18 protein-coding genes are annotated in these 19,117 nt (G+C 38.4%); 12 read left to right on the plus strand and 6 right to left on the minus strand.

The genetic code is table 11. The annotated features are described in order from the left end of the window. The first annotated feature begins 694 nt into the window (after positions 1 to 694). On the plus strand, positions 695 to 1,786 hold the full coding sequence (locus KW850_RS14490; protein WP_218348292.1) for a low temperature requirement protein A: 1,092 nt from the start codon (positions 695 to 697) through the stop codon (positions 1,784 to 1,786). Between the two features lie 188 nt (positions 1,787 to 1,974). On the opposite strand, the gene KW850_RS14495 is transcribed toward KW850_RS14490, so the two are convergent. From KW850_RS14495 to KW850_RS14505, 3 genes are read right to left on the minus strand one after another with little or no spacing between them, the layout of a single operon-like run. Further along, the gene (locus tag KW850_RS14495; RefSeq protein ID WP_218348293.1) at positions 1,975 to 2,502 is read right to left on the minus strand and encodes a permease; all 528 of its coding nucleotides are present in this window, start codon (positions 2,500 to 2,502) and stop codon (positions 1,975 to 1,977) included. Continuing rightward, positions 2,499 to 2,981, minus strand: a complete 483-nt coding sequence (locus KW850_RS14500; protein ID WP_218348294.1) for a hypothetical protein — start codon at positions 2,979 to 2,981, stop codon at positions 2,499 to 2,501. The genes KW850_RS14495 and KW850_RS14500 overlap by 4 nt, the downstream gene beginning before the upstream one ends. Further along, a complete protein-coding gene (locus tag KW850_RS14505) occupies positions 2,974 to 3,315 on the minus strand; it encodes a PadR family transcriptional regulator (protein ID WP_218348295.1) in 342 nt (113 codons plus the stop codon). The genes KW850_RS14500 and KW850_RS14505 overlap by 8 nt, the downstream gene beginning before the upstream one ends. Positions 3,316 to 3,474: 159 nt before the next feature. Between KW850_RS14505 and KW850_RS14510 the strand changes: the two genes are divergently transcribed. After that, entirely contained in the window at positions 3,475 to 3,852 is a 378-nt protein-coding gene (locus KW850_RS14510) for an LLM class oxidoreductase (protein WP_218348296.1), read from the plus strand. A gap of 33 nt (positions 3,853 to 3,885) precedes the next feature. Here KW850_RS14510 and KW850_RS14515 read toward each other — a convergent pair whose 3' ends face one another. Further along, on the minus strand, positions 3,886 to 5,058 hold the full coding sequence (locus KW850_RS14515) for a glycosyl hydrolase family 18 protein (RefSeq protein WP_218348297.1): 1,173 nt from the start codon (positions 5,056 to 5,058) through the stop codon (positions 3,886 to 3,888). Positions 5,059 to 5,263: 205 nt separating this feature from the next. Here KW850_RS14515 and trhO point away from each other — a divergent pair, with 205 nt between their 5' ends. From trhO to KW850_RS14530, 3 genes are all read left to right on the plus strand, one after another. Next, positions 5,264 to 6,223 (plus strand): oxygen-dependent tRNA uridine(34) hydroxylase TrhO, encoded by a 960-nt coding sequence (gene trhO, locus KW850_RS14520; protein ID WP_218348298.1) that lies wholly within the window; start codon positions 5,264 to 5,266, stop codon positions 6,221 to 6,223. A gap of 138 nt (positions 6,224 to 6,361) precedes the next feature. Then, entirely contained in the window at positions 6,362 to 8,149 is a 1,788-nt protein-coding gene (gene pepF / locus KW850_RS14525; RefSeq protein WP_218348299.1) for an oligoendopeptidase F, read from the plus strand. A 131-nt stretch (positions 8,150 to 8,280) separates the two neighbouring features. Continuing rightward, a complete protein-coding gene (locus KW850_RS14530; RefSeq protein ID WP_218348300.1) occupies positions 8,281 to 9,471 on the plus strand; it encodes a CapA family protein in 1,191 nt (396 codons plus the stop codon). Positions 9,472 to 9,508: 37 nt separating this feature from the next. On the opposite strand, the gene KW850_RS14535 is transcribed toward KW850_RS14530, so the two are convergent. Next, positions 9,509 to 11,041 carry a glycosyltransferase family 2 protein gene (locus KW850_RS14535; protein ID WP_218348301.1) on the minus strand — a complete coding sequence of 511 codons (1,533 nt, stop codon included), beginning with the start codon at positions 11,039 to 11,041 and terminating at the stop codon, positions 9,509 to 9,511. 225 nt (positions 11,042 to 11,266) lie between these two features. Between KW850_RS14535 and KW850_RS14540 the strand changes: the two genes are divergently transcribed. From KW850_RS14540 to KW850_RS14560, 5 genes are read left to right on the plus strand one after another with little or no spacing between them, the layout of a single operon-like run. Further along, on the plus strand, positions 11,267 to 12,181 hold the full coding sequence (locus KW850_RS14540) for a hypothetical protein (protein WP_218348302.1): 915 nt from the start codon (positions 11,267 to 11,269) through the stop codon (positions 12,179 to 12,181). A 54-nt stretch (positions 12,182 to 12,235) separates the two neighbouring features. Further along, on the plus strand, positions 12,236 to 12,871 hold the full coding sequence (locus KW850_RS14545; protein WP_218348303.1) for a DUF4129 domain-containing protein: 636 nt from the start codon (positions 12,236 to 12,238) through the stop codon (positions 12,869 to 12,871). Next, complete coding sequence (locus KW850_RS14550; protein ID WP_218348304.1) at positions 12,868 to 13,992, plus strand: DUF4350 domain-containing protein; 1,125 nt, start codon at positions 12,868 to 12,870, stop codon at positions 13,990 to 13,992. The genes KW850_RS14545 and KW850_RS14550 overlap by 4 nt, the downstream gene beginning before the upstream one ends. After that, the gene (locus tag KW850_RS14555; RefSeq protein WP_218348305.1) at positions 13,989 to 14,918 is read left to right on the plus strand and encodes an AAA family ATPase; all 930 of its coding nucleotides are present in this window, start codon (positions 13,989 to 13,991) and stop codon (positions 14,916 to 14,918) included. The genes KW850_RS14550 and KW850_RS14555 overlap by 4 nt, the downstream gene beginning before the upstream one ends. Beyond that, positions 14,869 to 16,227: a DUF58 domain-containing protein gene (locus KW850_RS14560; RefSeq protein ID WP_218348306.1), complete on the plus strand. Its 1,359-nt coding sequence runs from the start codon at positions 14,869 to 14,871 to the stop codon at positions 16,225 to 16,227. Before KW850_RS14555 ends, KW850_RS14560 begins: the two co-directional genes overlap by 50 nt. On the opposite strand, the gene KW850_RS14565 is transcribed toward KW850_RS14560, so the two are convergent. Beyond that, positions 16,212 to 17,177 (minus strand): stage II sporulation protein M, encoded by a 966-nt coding sequence (locus KW850_RS14565; RefSeq protein WP_218348307.1) that lies wholly within the window; start codon positions 17,175 to 17,177, stop codon positions 16,212 to 16,214. The two genes, KW850_RS14560 and KW850_RS14565, sit on opposite strands and share 16 nt — an antisense overlap. Before the next feature lie 110 nt (positions 17,178 to 17,287). Between KW850_RS14565 and KW850_RS14570 the strand changes: the two genes are divergently transcribed. Then, entirely contained in the window at positions 17,288 to 18,088 is an 801-nt protein-coding gene (locus KW850_RS14570; RefSeq protein WP_218348308.1) for an RDD family protein, read from the plus strand. A gap of 70 nt (positions 18,089 to 18,158) precedes the next feature. Beyond that, the gene (locus KW850_RS14575) at positions 18,159 to 19,019 is read left to right on the plus strand and encodes a YbhB/YbcL family Raf kinase inhibitor-like protein (protein WP_218348309.1); all 861 of its coding nucleotides are present in this window, start codon (positions 18,159 to 18,161) and stop codon (positions 19,017 to 19,019) included. Positions 19,020 to 19,117 lie beyond the last annotated feature (98 nt).

The raw sequence follows: 19,117 nt of genomic DNA on the forward strand, positions 1-19,117 counted from the left end.
ATTAAAGAATATGGGGAGTAGCTAGGTAAGAAAATGAAGGTATATAAGCTAAAGAATAATTTTAAAGGTATAAAAAAGGGAACACAATTCTATTTGATTGCTGAATCTGAATTTATAGGTGTCAAAGATTTTGTTTTACGAACTAAAGACTTAGCAATCAGGATATCAATTAATGAAAGGGAGCTGCATAACAATTTTATTTTATTGAATTATAGGTGAACAGTTTGACCAGTTAAATCTATTGAAGTAAAGAGTGAAAGATCCAGCTGCCATAATGGTGGCTTTTTTCTTAAAAACAAAAAAACCCCACACACAGAGGAGTAGGGAATTTCAAAACAGTAAATTAAATGGTAAACACAGTGTAGCACACATTTTGGGAAACTCCTAATTCTTTTTTGTTCATTTTAGAGTTTTTAGATTGTAATTTCTGACCAACGGCCAGATTCATTTGTAAATCTCCTCCACCAACATAAAAAAATCACCGGTAGCCCTAGTTCCTTCTTGTAGTATCATAGCTTCGCTTATAATATTAGATCAAAGTCCCAACCAGCCAACATGTTTCCAAAAGTAGGGGGACTGTTTAGCTGAAGGGATCTTTTACAAGTGAAAATGGGTTAAACCGATAATTTGTCAACATCATATTAATGTTAAAATTATTTATTCTTACGAATCCTACTAAAGAGGTGGCAAAAAAATGGAAGAAAAGAAAGTGACATGGTTAGAGCTTTTTGAAGATTTACTGTTTGTAGCGGCAGTTGCTACCGCCACTCACGTTTTGTTTCATGTTGAAAATGGATATATTCCTTTCGAATATCTATTGAAATTCATGCTGATATTTATTCCCATCTGGTGGGCATGGACCGGGCAAACTATGTTCACAAACAGGTTTGGCAAAGATCTTTTGCATCAGCGAATGTTCATGATTACTCAAATGTTTTTTGTTTTGATTATGACTTCGAGCTTATCAGTGGATTTTGATCATTATTACATGTCTTTTCTAATCGGGTATATCGGATTAAGATCACTAACAGCTATACAGTATCTCGTTGTCCACCGACTGGAGCAAGGAGATGCAAAGAAAGTATCAAGATTCTTGGGTACATACTTTTGGATTGGAATTATCATTTCATCCCTTTCTATCTTTTTTAGTTCATGGGTTCGATATGCGGTGTTGTATGCAGGAATTCTTGTTGACATGATTGTTCCAATAATTGGACGCAAGTATTTAGTAAAAGTTCCGACTCATACTGCCCATTTATTAGAACGTTTTGCTCTGTTGACCTTGATTCTCTTTGGCGAATCGGTCGTCAGCATCCTTTCTGTGCTGGAGCCGCAAAAAGGGGATTGGAATTCCATATCATTTTCCATCAGTTCATTCATTGTTATCCTCGCTATGTGGTGGCAGTATTTTGACAATGTAGAAAAGAAAGTGAATAAATTGGTGCAGGGGACAGGGCAAACCATTGTCTACGGACACTTATTAATCCTTATGTCCTTAAGCATGATTGCAGCGTCCATCAAGCTAATGTATTTACAAAAGACAGATTACTCGTTTATGTTATATTTTTTATTCGGATCGGTACTGCTTTATTTCGCGGCAACCTCACTTGTTTTTCATCAATATAGGCACAAACTACACCGCTTGAAGCTGTATCACTTAGGAGGATTTCTTGGAATTTTGACTGCTTTTTTTATCATCAATCTCATAACAGTTGTTCCAAATATTATGATTATGGGTGAACTGGCGCTTTTTTTTAGTATCTACGCCAAAATCACAACCGCGTAATTAAAGAGCAGATAGATGATCTTGAGTCATCTGGAGAGTAGGAGCAAGTAAAAACAGACCGGAACTCAGTTCAAGTTTCTTGCTGCGGTTTGTCTAGTAATTATAAAGGAAAGAGCTTCTTCCATAAAACTATTTAGAGATGATAGATCACCTATTTTCAAATAATAAATTGGATTGATCAAATCTTTCTAAACTTCTTTAGCTATATCATTCTTTAGCAATTGTCGATGGTCATAATATTTCTCAAAAATAATACCCATAAAATAGAAAAATATTAAGCCAAAACAAATGTGAATGAGTGTAAATGTAACTCCAAATGAAGTAAATTCATATACAATAACTGGTAATTTTGCAGTCGTCCAAACTCCTAAAAAAAATACAATGTACCGTATGCTTGCCCCTTTTCTTAATAAAAGTGCCGCAATTGGAAAAGCGACGTAAAGGGGACCAGCTGCAATTACTCCTAAAAATAGGGAGAACAAAATGCCATAAATGCCGGATTTTTCTCCCATATATCTAATTAGTGTTTCTTTCTCCACCCATTTGTCAAGCAAACCTACGAATATTAAGACAGGAGGGAGTAGAAACAACATATCTAAAATACTTCTTCCTGTTAATTGAAATGCGTTCCATCCCACCGATTGGTTTATGAAAGTAAGGATCATGAGCCCAAATAATAAAATCAAAAAGAGACGATATCTTTTTAATTCTTTCATCCCATCACCACCCAAATAATATATGAAAATATTAGAGACATTAACACTGCAGATGCATTCCGAGAATAGGCAAAACTTCGCCCAAATATCTTTTGTTCCATAGGTAAAGTGGTGATTCCTACTGACATTAATGTAGACATTAATACAGCTACTTGGGGGAGACCTGCACCATTTTGGACTAACGTATGTCCAAGCGGAAATACAACAAAGCTTGGAACTAGTGCAATAGATCCAATTAATGTCGAAAAAACAATACCTATTAATCCAGATTTTTCTCCAATGATTGAAGAAATTAAGGATGGCGTTAACATAGATAGTGAAAGTCCAACAAAAAGCATAATTGATAACATGTCAGGTATTATATTACGAAAGCTTTTCCATGACTTTAATAAAGCTTCTTTTGTTTTATTTCGATCTTTTATAAAAGAAATACTGATAAGGAAAATAGCTATAGCGTAAAGGATAACACCATTAATCATGATTTGACTCCCTCCATTTTTTGTATTTATTTAAGAAAAATGATAAATTCTTCATTTTTTCTTCGATATCCATTTGAAAATCTTCTAATTTACTTTTTCCAACAGTAGTAATTTTGTACATTTTTATCGGTTTATCTTGATCAGATGTGTCCAAATAAGACTCAACAGCACCTTCTTTCTCTAATGTTTTTAATGTGCGATATATGATGGCACTGTCAATTGGATTGATGGGAAGCTCTTCTTCACATTTCTGCAGAAGTTTCCCTCCATAGCTATCTCCCTCTGTTAAAAACAGCAAAAGAAATGCACCTGTATGTCTCCCTGTATGTTTCATGAAATATATAACCTCCTAATATAAATGTGGAATTTTTTCCAGCAACACCTTACTGTTAATAACAGTATACTGTCATTGACAGTAATATGCCACTGACAGTATGTCCTTTTTGTAAAAATTTTTGTTCATTTTCAGTTCAGCTTTCGTAAGGTTAGGGTCTTGCCGCGAAACCAGGGTCAACAGCCAGAGGTTATTGTCGCTATTTCTGCTATTTGTGCCGAGACGGACGAAATGGCAGAAGAGGTCGCGTTAAGTACGCTGATTTGGGCATTTCAGAAGAGAAAAGGAGAGGGAGGCAGAGTTCCTTCCATCGCGGAAGCCAAGCAATATACACTTACAGATATTGAAAGGCAATCATTAGAAATAATGAAAGAGAAGATGATTATGGGGAACCCACAAAAGGTGTACCAGAAACTAAAAGAGCAGCAAGCAATGTACCACGCGGATGAAATCATGATCGTCACCATTACCCATTCTCCTGCAGATCGAATCCGCTCGTATCAGCTGATTGCCAACGAAGCCCACCTTTCACGCTAAAAAGCTGTCCCCACTGGGAACAGCCTTTTCTTGTTAATATCCTTTTGCGGTATAATATTTTACGGGTTCTTTACTCGATGCCTTTATCTCAGAAAAAATGGTCCCTGTCAGACTATGTGACCCTTGGGAGTCTAATCCTGCTTCCCACAACATCATCCCGCCAAAGCCGTGATCCAGAGCTAATCGTGTTTTCTTTTTCATCGTTGGTCCGCCGTTATAATGGTAGGTTGTTCCATTCATCTTCACGGTGTCCTTTCCTGCATTCGCAGGGTTCTTGTTAATGATCGCAGCATATGAAACCTGTTTGATTTTAGGATTTTCTGGTTGGGCATAAAATGGAACGCCTAAAACCAATTTTTCCTTTGAAAGTTTTTTAGAATCAAATAGATTAGTCCAATAGTTTACGATTTTCTCAGTAAATGGATAAGGTGATAAATTAGCAGCATTGTAGCCGCCATCCCACTGACCATCATAGGCCATGATATTGACATGGTCGACATACTGGAACATCGATGGTTCATATTGAATAAAGCCAACTTCCGTTAACGTAACAGCATGAATTTTTGAATATACGGCAACAGACAGCTCCTTCTTTTTCGGGTGAAGCTGTGCACTTAACTCTTTCGCGAAGGCAGTCAGATTTTTTGCATCTGCTGTTGTGCGAGGGTGTTCAAAATCGATATCTATCCCATCTAGGTTTTCGCGGACTGCGATATTAGTAAGCTCTTTAACTAGCTTTGCTCTAGATTTAGGATTAGAAATCGCTGGTTTAAAATAGTTATAGGATTCTCCACCCTTAATGTGGAACCATCCACCAATTGCAAGGATTACTTTCGTGTCATGCTTTTCTGCTTTGGCAACAACCGTTCTTAAGTTTTTTAAAGCGAGATCACCATTAAATAAGACTGTTCCATCTTTAGTCGGATGAACAAAAGAGAAAATGACATGCGATAATTTTGAATAATCCACAATGTTAGGATCACGATAATCCTGAACATAACCAATGAGTACCTTTGATGGTGCTTTTTTTACATTTGGTAGTTCTTTTGCGTTTGGCATAATGGCCGATTTAGGTGCATCTTCTATGATTAGCGTACTTGGACGCTCATGCTTTTGATTATTTGAAGAGAAAAAGACTCCTGTGAATATTCCTCCTATAAAGGTAACGGCAATTACCAGGCCAAGGAGGAGATGACGTTTGTTCATAGTTTGTGTTCCTCCTTACAAATTCTCACATAGAAAATTGTAACAGAAAAAGGGAGGAAGGACGGATGGTAATATCCACCTATGCAGGAATTGCATCCTTTGGAAAGTGAAAAAATTTGAACTTCCCTGTCTGTTTTTGCTATAATTATTTGGTTAATGTTGAAAACCTAGGGTTTTTTATATATAAAATTGTAAGGTGGTAACCATGAATCAAGACTATAGAGTATTATTATATTATAAATATATATCCATTGAGAATCCTGAAGAGGTAACCCAGGAACATCTTAATGTCTGTAATGAACTTGGACTCAAAGGCCGGATTATCCTTGCAGCTGAGGGAATTAACGGCACGGTGTCAGGCACCATTGAACAAACTGACGCGTATATGAAATATATGCATGAACATCCACTGTTCGCAGGAACTATCTTTAAAATTGATGAAGCGACTGAGCATGCTTTCAAAAAAATGAAGGTACGTTTCAGACCGGAACTTGTCACGTTGCGTTTGGAAGATGACGTCGATCCGAATTTGCAAACAGGGAAACATTTAAAACCAAAGGAATTCTTTGCGGAAATGCAAAAAGAAGATACAGTTGTCATCGATGCGCGAAATGATTATGAGTTTGATCTAGGTCATTTTAGAGGGGCTGTTAGACCGGATATTCTTAACTTCCGTGACCTGCCACAATGGATAAGAGAAAATAAGCAGGAGTTTGAAGGCAAAAAGATTCTAACCTACTGTACAGGTGGGATTCGCTGCGAAAAATTCTCCGGCTGGCTGCTTCAAGAAGGCTTTGAAGATGTATCACAGCTTGAAGGCGGGATTGTCACTTATGGTAAGGATCCTGAAGTACAGGGAGACCTATGGGATGGTCAACTCTATGTGTTTGACGAGCGAATAAGCGTTCCAGTTAACCGTAAAGAGCATGTAGTTGTTGGGAAGGATTTTTACACTGGTGAGCCTTGTGAACGCTACGTGAATTGTGCCAACCCAGAATGTAACCGAAAAATTCTTTGCTCAGAAGAGAACGAACATAAGCACTTACGCAGCTGTTCACATGAGTGCCGCGTTCACCCACGCAACCGTTATGTTGCCCAGCACGGTTTAAGTGAAGATGAGGTCAAAGAAAGATTAGCCGTTATTGAGAAAGAATTAGCAAGATAACTATTAAAGCAAGCAGGTCATTTCGGTGGCCTGCTTTTTTATGTTCTCCTTTTTTAAGGTTTGCCAATAGGATTTTGGGAATATATTGATTATGATAGAGAATAGATACGTTTTACATAGAGAGGAGCGGAATAATTAATGGTGAGCTATACCAATCGAAATGAAGTACCCGTTCAGGAAAAGTGGAATTTAGATGATATTTATTCAGATCTCAACAAATGGGAAGAGGATTATCTGAAGATCCAAGAAATAGCTGCTAACCTGAAGCAATATGATGGAACCATTCAAGATGGGAACTCATTGTATCAATATCTCAATCAGCGAGAAGAATTATCTTTTCTGTTCAACAAAGTTTATGCCTATGCGATGTTGAGAGTAGATGAAAATACAAGGGATACCGCCTCACAGTCTTATTTAGACCGAGCGAAACAATTGAGTGTAAAAGTGAGTGCTTCCACTTCCTTCTTTATGCCTTATTTATTAAGTCTGGATGAAGAAACATTATCAGGTTACATAAAAGCAGAAAAGAAGCTGGACTATTTTGAAGAGGATCTATGGGAGTCGTTCCGTTACAAGCAACATGTATTAACTAAGGAACAGGAAGCAGTCCTATCCCAATTAGGGGAAGCCCTCTCGGCACCGGGAAACATTTTTGGCATGATGAATAATGCAGATATTAAATTCGGGGAAGTGACCAGTGAGAGCGGTGACCGTATCGAACTAACCAGGGGACTGTATTCCAAATTAATCGAAGATACGGACCGTGAAAAACGGAGAGAGGCCTATAAGGCATATTATCAACCCTACCTGCAATTAAAAAATTCCATTGCTTCTACACTTTCAGCGGCCATCAAAAATAATGTGACAACGGCTAAAATACGTCAATATTCATCAGCGTTAGAAAAAGCTCTGTTTGGAGATAACGTACCTAAAGAGGTATATGAGAATCTCATCCTAACAACGAAACAAAATATCAGTCCACTCCATCAATATTCAAGGATTCGAAAGGAAAAATTGAAGCTTGATGAGCTTCGTCAATATGATATGAGTGTCCCGCTGGTAGAGGGTGTAAAGCAAGTCATTTCATTTGAGGAAGCCTATGAAACGATGTGCAAGGCATTAGCCCCACTAGGGGAAGACTATGTCAATATCCTGAAGGAGTTTAAAGAGGCGCGTTATCTAGATGTGAGAGAAACACCTGGGAAGCGGTCAGGTGCCTACAATCTTGGCGTATACGGCGTCCATCCTTATATCCTTTTAAATCATCAGGATGATTTGGACAGTTTATTCACATTGGTCCATGAATGCGGGCATGGTGTCCACAGCCAGTTGAGTTCACAGTATCAACCGCAAATAACTGCTCGATACAGCATATTTGTGGCAGAAGTGGCATCAACCGTTAATGAAGTGCTATTAATTAATTATTTATTAAACAATGAGAAAGACCCTGATGTTCGGAAACATTTAGTGAATCATTTCATCGATCAATTTAAGGGGACATTTTTTACACAAGTCATGTTTGCAGAGTTTGAGATGAAGACACATGAAATGGCGGAAAAAGGGATGCCGCTTAATGTGGAGGTATTTAACCAAACTTATGAAACTTTATTCCGGGAATACAATGGAGATGAGGTTGTCTTCGATGATGAAGTTAAATTTGGATGGTCAAGAATCCCACATTTTTACCGCCCCTTCTATGTTTACAAGTATGCAACTGGATTTGCGTCAGCGATCCATTTGGCGACAAAGATTCTTGAAGGTGATCAAGAGACACTTACTTCCTATTTAGAATTCTTAAAGAGCGGCAGTTCGGATTATCCGCTTGAATTGTTAAAGAAGACCGGCGTCGATTTAACGACACCATACCCAATTGAAAATTCACTGAAACGGTTTGGTGAATTAGTAGAAGAGTTCTCACAAATTTAAAATAATCAACGTTCATAACCCATGGTTTTCTTCTTTTTAGAGGCGGCCATGGGTTTTATTTTTTATAGAGTATTAAATGAACTTATTGTAAAATAAAGAAAGTTAAGAATATTAAAGGAGTCATTTGGATTATGAATAGTAGAAAAGACAAAAAACAAGCACGGAAGAAAGCATTTCTACCTTTCCTCATTCTTGTAGTTATTTCGCTTATTGTTGGTGGTTTTTACTTGAACAGCAGTTTGAAGGAAGAGAATACTGCTTCGAAAATCTCCAACAATAAAGAAAAAACGGCTGAGAAGGTAAAAAAAGAAGAACCCATACAAGAAACGAAACCTGAAATTAAACCAGAACCAGTCAAGGAAACAACCATTAAAATAAGTGCTGCCGGTGATTTTACGCTTGGTTCGGATGAATCGTTTAACTATAGTACATCCTTCATTAAAGCAGCTGAGGACAATGGACTGCCGTATTTTGTTAAAGGCTTGGATAATATTTTTTTAACTGATGATTTCACAACGGTCAATTTAGAAACGACACTAACAAATGCGACCAAAAAAGCGGTAAAAACATTTCGCTTTAAGGGTGATCCATCCTATGCGGAAATTCTCGATTTGGGCGGAATTGAAGCGGTAAATCTAGCAAACAATCATATCCATGATTACCTAGATAAAGGTTACCGAGATACAATGACATCATTGCAAAAGCAGAACATCGGTTATTTTGGTTATGATCATAAATATATTACAACCGTAAAAGATACGAAAATTGGCGCTTTAGGTTATGAGGGTTGGTCGGATACACAAGAAATACGCAGTCAAGTGGCGAATGATATTAAAGAGCTGCGAGCACAAGGTGCACAAATCATTCTCGTTCATTATCATTGGGGAAGTGAAAGGCATTATGTCCCTGACAGCTCCCAAAAGTCGTTGGCTCGATTTACCATCGATAGTGGTGCAGACCTAATTCTTGGTCACCATCCTCATGTTGTCCAAGGAATTGAAGAATATAATGGTAAATTTATTGTGTATAGTCTTGGCAACTTCATGTTTGGCGGGAATAAAAATCCAAGTGACAAGGATACGTTTGTTTTTCAACAAACCTTTCATTTGAAAAATGGGGTTCTTTCCGATACGAAGGAAATCAACGTAGTTCCATTTTCAATTTCTTCTGTTTCCTCAAGGAATGATTATCAGCCGACGTTATTAACCGGCTCCGAAAAGAAAAGAGTTAAGCAAAAAATCATCGACGCATCAAATAAAATCAAAGGCTCTGATTGGCTTGTTTATGAAAATAATGATCCGGTCGTAAAAAAGGAAAACTAAATACAAACAAAATAAAGGGACAGTCAGCACTGTCCTTTTATTTAATAGAAGAAATTTTTAAGCCAACGTTTCCGTAGACGGTATCATAAAAAGTAAACTCGCGGTTTTTATAATGGTATTTCGTTTTGCTCTGTGTCGGTTTTCTGATGTTAATTTTTAAATAATCATTAAATCGCAAAAAAATAGAGTAGTTTGATGACGGAAGCTGGTTTAATAACTCAAAATCCAGTGTCAGCGTTCCATTCCCACTTTTATCTAGACTTACAGGATAAGTAGATTCATGCAAGGCATTTTTTGTATCCCGAATCAATCCATGGGTGAGCGTATCCTGATGATCGCCAAACACCTTAAATGTAAGGGTATATTGATCCTCATCACCATATTCTTCTTCTAACACGGAATGCATTGGAATACGAATATATTTATCGTTATCTTCTAAGAAGGGTACTATCATATAGGGAAGATTATCTTTGATCAAAATATCTTTGATTTTCTCCTGCTTATCCCAGGCAAAAAGGTGCTCAAGGTCTTTATATTTCTTTTTGGAAAATAAGTTATAAACCACTTTATTAATCGGGTGGAAGAATTCCTCGGAAACCTCATAATTTAAATTCTTCGTAGTTTTTAGCACTTGGTTAAATTTATAGTAATAGACCCGTTTCAGTTTCGTTTTTTGAAAATGGGGTGTATTAAAAAACCGCGTAATGGAATCAAATTCATATAGTCGGTTTAACACCATCTTCTGTTTTTCTACATCTAAATTTTTATTGAGAATATGGTTAATTACGTTGAGATTACAATTGGTCTTTTGAATAATATTAGTCCGATTTGATAATCGAGTATCCTGGTTATCAATCCGATTCAAATAATATATAGGATGTTCGGTAGTAGAAATCGTATGACAATGGGTAAGCACATCCATGAAAAATTGCTTGTCCTCCGCAAATTTCATTTCAGGAAAAAGAATCTGATTGTCCTTTATGATGCTCGTTTTGATCATACGCGCTCTTGGACCTAAATGATGAAAGATATGCGGAATCGAAAAGGGCGATACACTTCTTCTTTCCTTGCACGATTCATGTTCACCGACAATTGAAATCCCCTTTGATTGGACCTGAATCGTTTTCCCCACTGCATAGTCATCACCGGTTTCCGCTAGAATCGTTACTAATGATTTAAGGCCATTAGGTTCAAGCCAATCATCGGCATCTAAAAAAGTAATATATTTTGATTGAGATAATTCAATACCAATGTTACGTGGCTGACCGGGAGTACCTGTATTTCTTTTCAGAAAAACAACCTTGATGTTAGCAACCTTTGCTGAGTATTCTAACAGGATTTCTCTTGAGGAGTCTGTAGAACAATCATCAATTAATATGTACTCGATTTGATCCATCCCGAGTGATTGATTTAAAACAGAATCAATTGTTTTTCTCAAATATTTCTCGGCGTTATAAACGGGGGTAATGACAGAAACGACTGTCGGTTTCCGCTCATCCGTTAATTTTTGATCAACAATATGATAGCCTTTCGCATTATGCTTCTGTTCCTGATTCCAAATCCAACCCATCTTTATTCACCTCAACATTCTCCCCATCCACTTACTTTATTGATATGTAAAAAACGCCAAACCATTATTATTTTTGGACAAATTAATAAATCTTATTCGAAAAAACCCACACTTCCCGTGAAACCTAGTCCAGATTTTACGTCCTTTGACAACATTTTACACTAAATATATTTGAATAATGTTAAAATAGGTCATATTGATAATTATTTTAGGAGGATTTCAACGTTGGATAAAAAGTTTTCTACCCCTAAAGGATTTGGAGAAATACTCGATCACACCTTTCAATTAACTAAAAATCGCTTTAAGGACTTATTCATGATTTTATTGATTTTCATGGGTCCAGTTTACTTGGTTCAAGCAATCCTGCAACTTAGTTCTGGAACAAGCTTTTTTAGAGAAGTTGGCAGCGGTGGAGCGTGGTTTGAGCAAATTCTGACGAGTTTCGAAGAGACAGGAACTTTCGATTCAAGCAGTTTGGGAGCTGACATTGGTTTAATCATCATTGGTATAGTAAGTGCTATTTTGGCACCAATTGCAGAGGCAGCCATCCTCTTTACACTCAATCATGTTCGGCGAAATGAAGAATATACCGTGGGTTCGGTCATTAAACAAGCCTTTTCACGATTTTGGCCAATCATGGGGAGCAGTATTTTATTTGGGCTTATTAGCCTGGGGATCATCATTGTGCCACTTGCAATCGTAGGTGTTACAGGCGGTGTCGTTGCGACTACCGTGAATCCAATCGTAGGAATTCTATTAGGTGTTGTCCTGTTCTTAGGCTTTGCCGTACTTGTAGGGCTGCTTTTAACGCGCTGGAGTTTTTATTTTGGTTCGGTTGTCCTTGATAGAGTTTCTCCTGGATTAGGAAGAAGCTGGCGATTAACAAGGAAACGTACATGGGTATTAATGGGACTTTATATCGTATTTTATTTTATTATTTCAAGTATCAGCTTTGGGGTTCAAATGACATTCGGAATGGTTTTAGGCAGTAGTGTGTTGTTAACATTGATTTCCAACCTTGTCACCTTAGTTACGACCATGATTTTCTCTGTCGGCTATGGGGTGATGTATCTGGATGCAAAAACAAGACATGATGCGGATGATTTGAAAGAAATGATAGAAGAATTTAAAACGGTTTAATATATGTTTTTGAAAAGAACCGTGATAAATAACCTATTATGTTAGGTGATGATTATGTTCGATACAGACAAGGCACAGGGTGACCTTGAAGAAATTTTAAAAACAAAAGAATATAGAGTTTATTACGAATCTAAGGGGTTCCTTGCTACCTGGTGGGACCAAGCAAAAGAATGGATTGCCGCGCAGTTGGAAAAATTGTTTCCTGCCATTGATTCAGCAAGCAGCGCGTCAGGTCCCATCCTTATTACTGTCATTGTAATTGTTATTATCCTTTTAGGAATATCGGCTTTTTTTCTGATTCGAAATACGAGACGAAATAGGACCCTGCGCAACCAAAAACCGCTCCAATCGAAGAAAGAAATGAATTGGACTTCACAAAGACATCTTGAAGAGGCAATTAAACAGGAGAGTTTAGAAGCGTATAGATTATCTACCCGCCATTTGTTTTTAGCGATGCTCCTTTCCTTCCATGAAAAAGGATTGCTTGAGGCGAGGATTTGGAAAACAAATTGGGATTATTATGATGAACTAAGGAAAGTAGATCAGCACCAAGCAGAACAATTTTTTCAGTTTGCTCAATTTTTTGAAGAAGTGACCTATGGAGAACGCACCGTGATGAAAGAAGAATATTTGCAGTTTCATCTTCAGGCATGGAAGGTACTTGGTGATAGGAGGGAGGAGAATATATGATGAAACCTCTTTCCAAACTTCGGGCATGGGGAGGGTTGACCATACTACTTAGTTTATTTTTGGTCTTCAGTTATTTAAGTTCTTCACCCAAGCCGAAGTATTATCCTGACTATGTTACTGAGTCACCTGCACCAACGGGTGTAAAGGCATTTTATTCCTATGTAAAAAAGGAAAAGGAAGGGAAGCTTTGGAGGCACTCACCAGATTTACTGTCAGATACATCAAACCACCAATTGCTAATTATGGTTGAACCTTCTTTTACCCTTGAAAAAGAAGAGATGCAGGCTTATATCAATTATATGAAAGCGGGGAACACCATCTTATTGTTGCAAAGCAATCCACAAGGTATGTTTGATATCAAAACGAGTGGCTCGGACGGAAAAGAATCGTTCAAGGTTTATACCGAAAACCGGACATCCTATCGTGCACACATTCAATCAAACATCCGTTTGCGCCCTAAAAACGGAGATAGGATATTACTATCTGACCAGGCCGGTCCGATTGCAGTTGAACAATCATTTTGGAAAGGGCATTTAATGGTTGCCATCGCTCCTGAGTGGATGACCAATGGCAGCCTTTTGGAGAAGGATCATTTACCGCTTCTTCTATATTTACTAAATCAAGAAAAAACAGACACCATCCTGTTTGATGAATACATTCATGACGGGGAGAATGCAGCTTCGGTTTGGGAAGTGTACCCAATGTGGTTTTTACTTCTTGTGTTTCAAGCGATCCTATTGATGATTCTCTGGCTTTGGATGAAGGGAAAGCGTTTTGGACCTATTTTTGTCCCACGAGAAGAGTCGGTTCGATTCAGCGATGAAGGAGTGAAGGCACTAGCTGCCTGGTACCTACGTGGTAGACGATATCATGATTCCATCATCATCCAAGCAGATTATGTCAAGCTGCTTCTTCAAGAACGATGGCAGATGCCATATCACAGAGAATGGCAGGATCTGTCTAGCAATTTTGAGAGAAAGTGGACTCGATTGAACGCTAGTGAAATTAGCACTTTTTCATCTGGATTGGTCAACATCCTTGAAAAAGATACCATCACAAAACAGGAATACCTATTATGGTCGAAAAAGCTCGAGCAATTAAGGAGAGAGGTTGAAGAATGAAATCAGAATTAACATCCTTTTTGAACAAATATGAAGAGCGTATTTTAGGTCAGAGCCTAAATCTTAAACTATTAATATCTGCTATTTTAGCTGGGGGGCATGTCCTCTTAGAAGGTGTGCCTGGCACTGGTAAAACACAGATGGTACGTACACTTGCAAATCTCTTAGGAGGAACCTTCAACCGGATTCAATTTACACCCGACTTATTGCCAAGTGATATCACTGGAAGCACAATTTACAATATGAAGGAGAGTACCTTTCAAACGCTAAAAGGGCCGATTTTTACAAATATCCTGTTAGCAGATGAAATTAACCGGACCCCTGCAAAGACACAGGCTGCCCTGTTAGAAGCAATGGAAGAAAAACAGGTGACCATCCAGGGTGAAACGTATCCATTGCCTGAGGTGTTTTTTGTGGTTGCTACTCAAAATCCGATTGAATTCGAAGGGACATACCCACTGCCAGAAGCACAGCAGGACCGTTTCCTCTTTAAGCTTAGAATTGAATTTCCAAGTTTTGAGGAAGAGAAAAATGTCTTAAAACAAGTCCTTGAAAATAACTTTGACGAAAAGCTTCTTTCAGCCATCTTAGATATGGACGAGTTTTTAACCATTAGAAGAAAAATTGAAAAAGTCACGATAAGCGAGAATGTATTAGATTACATGATGAAAATTGTCAGGAAAACTCGTGAAGCAGAAGCGATCCGGTACGGGGCTAGTACGAGAGCTGGAATTTCGATTGGCAAGGCAGCGCAAGCGTGGGCCTATCTTTCAGGCAGGGATTATGTAACACCTGACGATATTAAAATGGTCGCCAAACCAGCCTTACGACATCGTATACAGTTATCGCCGCATGTAGAATTGGAGGGAGCGACTGTTGACCAAATTATTGAAGAGTTGGTGGGCTCGGTTCCTGTTCCAAGATAAAGGGGTTTTACCAACCAAACGATTATTACTGGTTTATCTTTTGCTCTCCGTTGTTTTATGGATTAGTACGTTATGGAAAATCTCATGGGTTTTGGTATTTAGCACGAATCTTATTTTATTATTGGTAAGTCTTCTGGACTTGTTTTTTTCACCCTCTAAAAAACATTTCTCCTTTCAACGCACGATTTCAGCGGAATTGGAAAGAGGCATTCCTTACCAGGTAACGATCGAGGTTCAAAACACTTCTTCCTATCCTTTTTTATATCAAATGGTGGATGACTTGCCACAGTCCTTTAAAAGACCGTTTCCAATCAGTGGGTCGATACCAAAGGAGGCTGTCGTCGAAATTTCCTATCAAACCACTGCGATGGTACGAGGAAAGTACGCAATGAATAAGGTTTATTTTCGCTATACGAGTTTGCTGGGATTGTGGGAAAAGCAAGTGTCCTTCGAATTACGGGATGATGTGAAAGTCATTCCGGATTTAACCGAAACCAAACAGTATTTAGAAAACGCACAGAAATATTTAGTGTACGAAGGGTTAAAGATTCGCCGGCAACAGAGCGGGGTCGGTGAATTTTCTAAGATTAGGAACTATGTAATGGGCGATGATCCTCGGAAAATAAACTGGCGTCAAACAGCCAAGCTCCACGAAGTGATGACGAATGAATATGAACCGGAGCACGGAAAGTATATTACCATTTTAATTGATTGTGGAAGAATGATGGGGGCAGAATTGGCGGAGGGGAATCGCTTAGAAAAAGCGTTAGAAGCAGCTTTGACCTTGACTGCCGCCGCCCTCCAAAAGGGAGATTATGTTTCTGTTCTCGCCTTCTCAAAAGATATTAAAGTCTTTGTACCGCCTGCCAAAGGAAGGGCGCACCTGCAGACCATTCTACAAGCTATTTATTCATTAAAAGTGGATGCAGCTGAGTCTAATTACGCTGCTGTGTTGCAGTACCTTGAAATGGTCCAAAAGAAACGAAGTCTGTTGTTATTATTTAGTGATGTGCGCACCTTTCTTCATGAGGAGAGTGCGCTTATCCTATTAAAACGGCTTAGACAACGACATTTATTTTTAATGATAGGGATTGAAGATCAGACGCTTATAAAAAGGGTAAATGAGGAGCCGCATACGATCCAAGCAGCGATGAGGAAAAGCTTGGCTGAGCAGCAACTTCTATTTAAGAAAAGGGAAAAGAACAAATGGGAAAAACAAGGCCTCGTCATGATTGAGGCCCGCGAGGAGAAATTGGCAATTACCGCTGTTTCTCATTATATTGACATTATGAATCAAAATCTTTTATAGCTATGCCTGAGCTTTAACTTGCCAATCATTACATAAAGGATAAGCCCGATCACGGTTAAGAAAGCAACGATGTACTTTGCTTCTAATGAAATTGCTGCCGGGGTGATAAAGCCTTCAATGATCCCGGCAATGACAAACAACGGGATGGTTCCAAGTAAAAGTTGAACGGATCTTTTTGCATGCTGCTTTAATTGGAAACTTCGAGAATATGGTCCCGGCACAAACAGTTTATAGCCCATCAGAAGACCAGCACCGCCAGCAATAAAAATGGCTGTCAGTTCAATCATTCCATGTGGAACGATATACGCCCAAAAATCATACGATTTTCCGTGATGCCAAAACAGGGCAGCGAGCGCTCCAATGATGATGCCATTGTAGACCATTAAATAGACTGTAACTAGTCCAAAGGTGATCCCTCCAGCAAATGCGAAGATGGCGACTTTGATATTATTTGTCATGATGCTAGCCGACATAAGGGAAGAGTCCACCGCTTCATGACCCTTTCCGAGTTGGTCTGGGTCAACCCCTTTGGCAATTTCCGCCGGGAGAATAGAGTAGATATGCAATGGATCATTCATGACCGATAGAAAGCTCCCTAAGGCGCCTATTAGAAATAATACCATTGCTGCCAAGACAAACTTCCATTGCTCTAACAATAGCCCAATAAATGTATGACTTAAAAAATGACGGATTTGTTTGAAACTTGATACTTGGTCTTTGTACAAAAGATTATGTGATTTTGCGACAAGTCCGTTCAAATAGTGAGTGACTTCATCTTGGGGGAAATAGGTTTGACTGTATGAGAGATTCTGGGCTGCTTTTTGATAGAGTCGATGGTATTGCGTGATACGATCACCTGTAATCGAACTTCTACGCTTCATGGTTGTGATTAACTGTTCCAGCTGTTTCCATTCTTCTCGATGCATTTTGACAAATTGTTTAACATTCATTCTGACACCTACTTTAGTGGGCTTTGGATAATAAGTCTTTATTCTCCTTATTATAGTAATATTGTAGAAAAATAGAAATAGAAATCATCAACATGTGACGGGGGAAACTTATGCATGAAGATCATTTAGATATAAAAACACCTGAATTCGTTTCGATTCAGTTTCAAATCGCTGGTTTAGGCAGCCGATCAGCCGCTTTTATCATTGATCAGTTGCTCTTAATGGCCTTTAACATTTTGACTGTGATTATCCTTTTTTTCGTCCTGGACGGAATGTCGAAAATGGAATTTATTATGATTGGGAATTCACTCCCTATCGCCATAACGATTATTGGATTGTTTGTCGTTAATGGGGGCTACTTTTTTGTGTTAGAATTTTTCTCGGGGGGAAGAACGTTAGGGAAGAAGTTAATGGGAATCCGGGTCATTCAGGAGAATGGTCATAGCATCACATTGCTTTCTAGCCTTATTCGAAATCTAATGCGAATCATTGATTCCTTGCCGACGGCATACTTTCTCGGGATTATCATGATCTTTTTCCATTCGAAACACAAACGGCTTGGCGATCTTGTTGCAGGAACGATTGTCGTCCATGAGCGCAAAGCAAAACGGAAAAAGAAATCTCCAATCGAAGCAGAAGTGAATAATAGAGGTCTTCACATTGATGATCTTACGATTGATCAATGGACCCTGAAATCCTTAGGAAAAAAGGAATGGAAACTCGTCAGTACATATGTTAGTCGTTTTCTGCAAATCCCGTTAGCCGAAAGAAATCAACTTACAGAACAAATCTCCGAGTTACTATTCCCGAAAATTGGACTAGACCCAGCAGGGAAAACGACAACCGAATTAGAAAACACCCTTCTTGTCCTTTATTTAATCCTTTGTGAGGAATGGGAGTTTGAACTGTAAGGAATAATGAATAGATGACTGCTGTGGTATGAGTAATAGGATTGAACAAATACGATAGGGGTGTATGAACATGAGTAAAGAGGTAATAGGAAATGCTGCTGGTGATGACCTAAAGAGGAACACCCCGGTTTCTTTAATAGTGAATGGGAAAACCATTGGAACGAAAGCAATCAATATAAATACAAAGTTATTGGTACCATTAAAAGAAGTGTTTGAAAGCAGCGGGGCATTTGTAAACATAAACGAAACGAACACACTTGCAACCGTTAGGACTAACGATTTTTCATTCGAAGTGATGGTTGGTGAAACGCAGGTTATTATTAACGACCAAGATTCTAGAACCATTCCTTTAGATCACGAGGTAATTTATGAAAATAATGAAATCTTTGTCAGTGTTCGTTTTGCTTTAACTGTTTTAAAAGCTAAATTGGGCAGGGAGGCAGAGGCTGGAATTGTGACGATCGAGACGCTGCCGGATAATGGGTTAAAAGTAACTTCACTTGCATTTGAAGCTTGGGGAAATATTCCCCACAAATTTGTTCAGCATAGTGTTGGCGGTGAAAATATTAGCATGCCAATAAAGTGGACGGGCGCTCCTGCTAACGCTAAATCGTTTGCTGTGGTCATTTATGATGCTCATGTTCTGTCTGAATACTGGGTACATTGGGCAGTGATTAATATTGACGATGCTACATCAGAATTAGCAGAAAATGCGGCGGTTAATTTAACAGATTATCGGCAGATAAAACCTTATTATGGGATGCAGCCAGCTGAATTGACTGGAGATCATGCCTACCAAATCGCGGTTTATGCGTTAGATATTGAAACAATTGAAATTCCCCATCAAGTGGTATTCTTTGAGGACATAGCGCCAATTTTGGAGTCACACATGATTGCTAGTGGGACGTTAGTTAGTTTTTTTCAGAGTTAAAAAAATATGAATCGGAAAAAAGCAATGCCAAGCCGCATTGTTTTTTTCATTCATATAGACGTCTTGACTAATAAATGGGTGCAATTTCGTTTAGTAAT

The organism is Bacillus sp. sid0103, assembly GCF_019219025.1.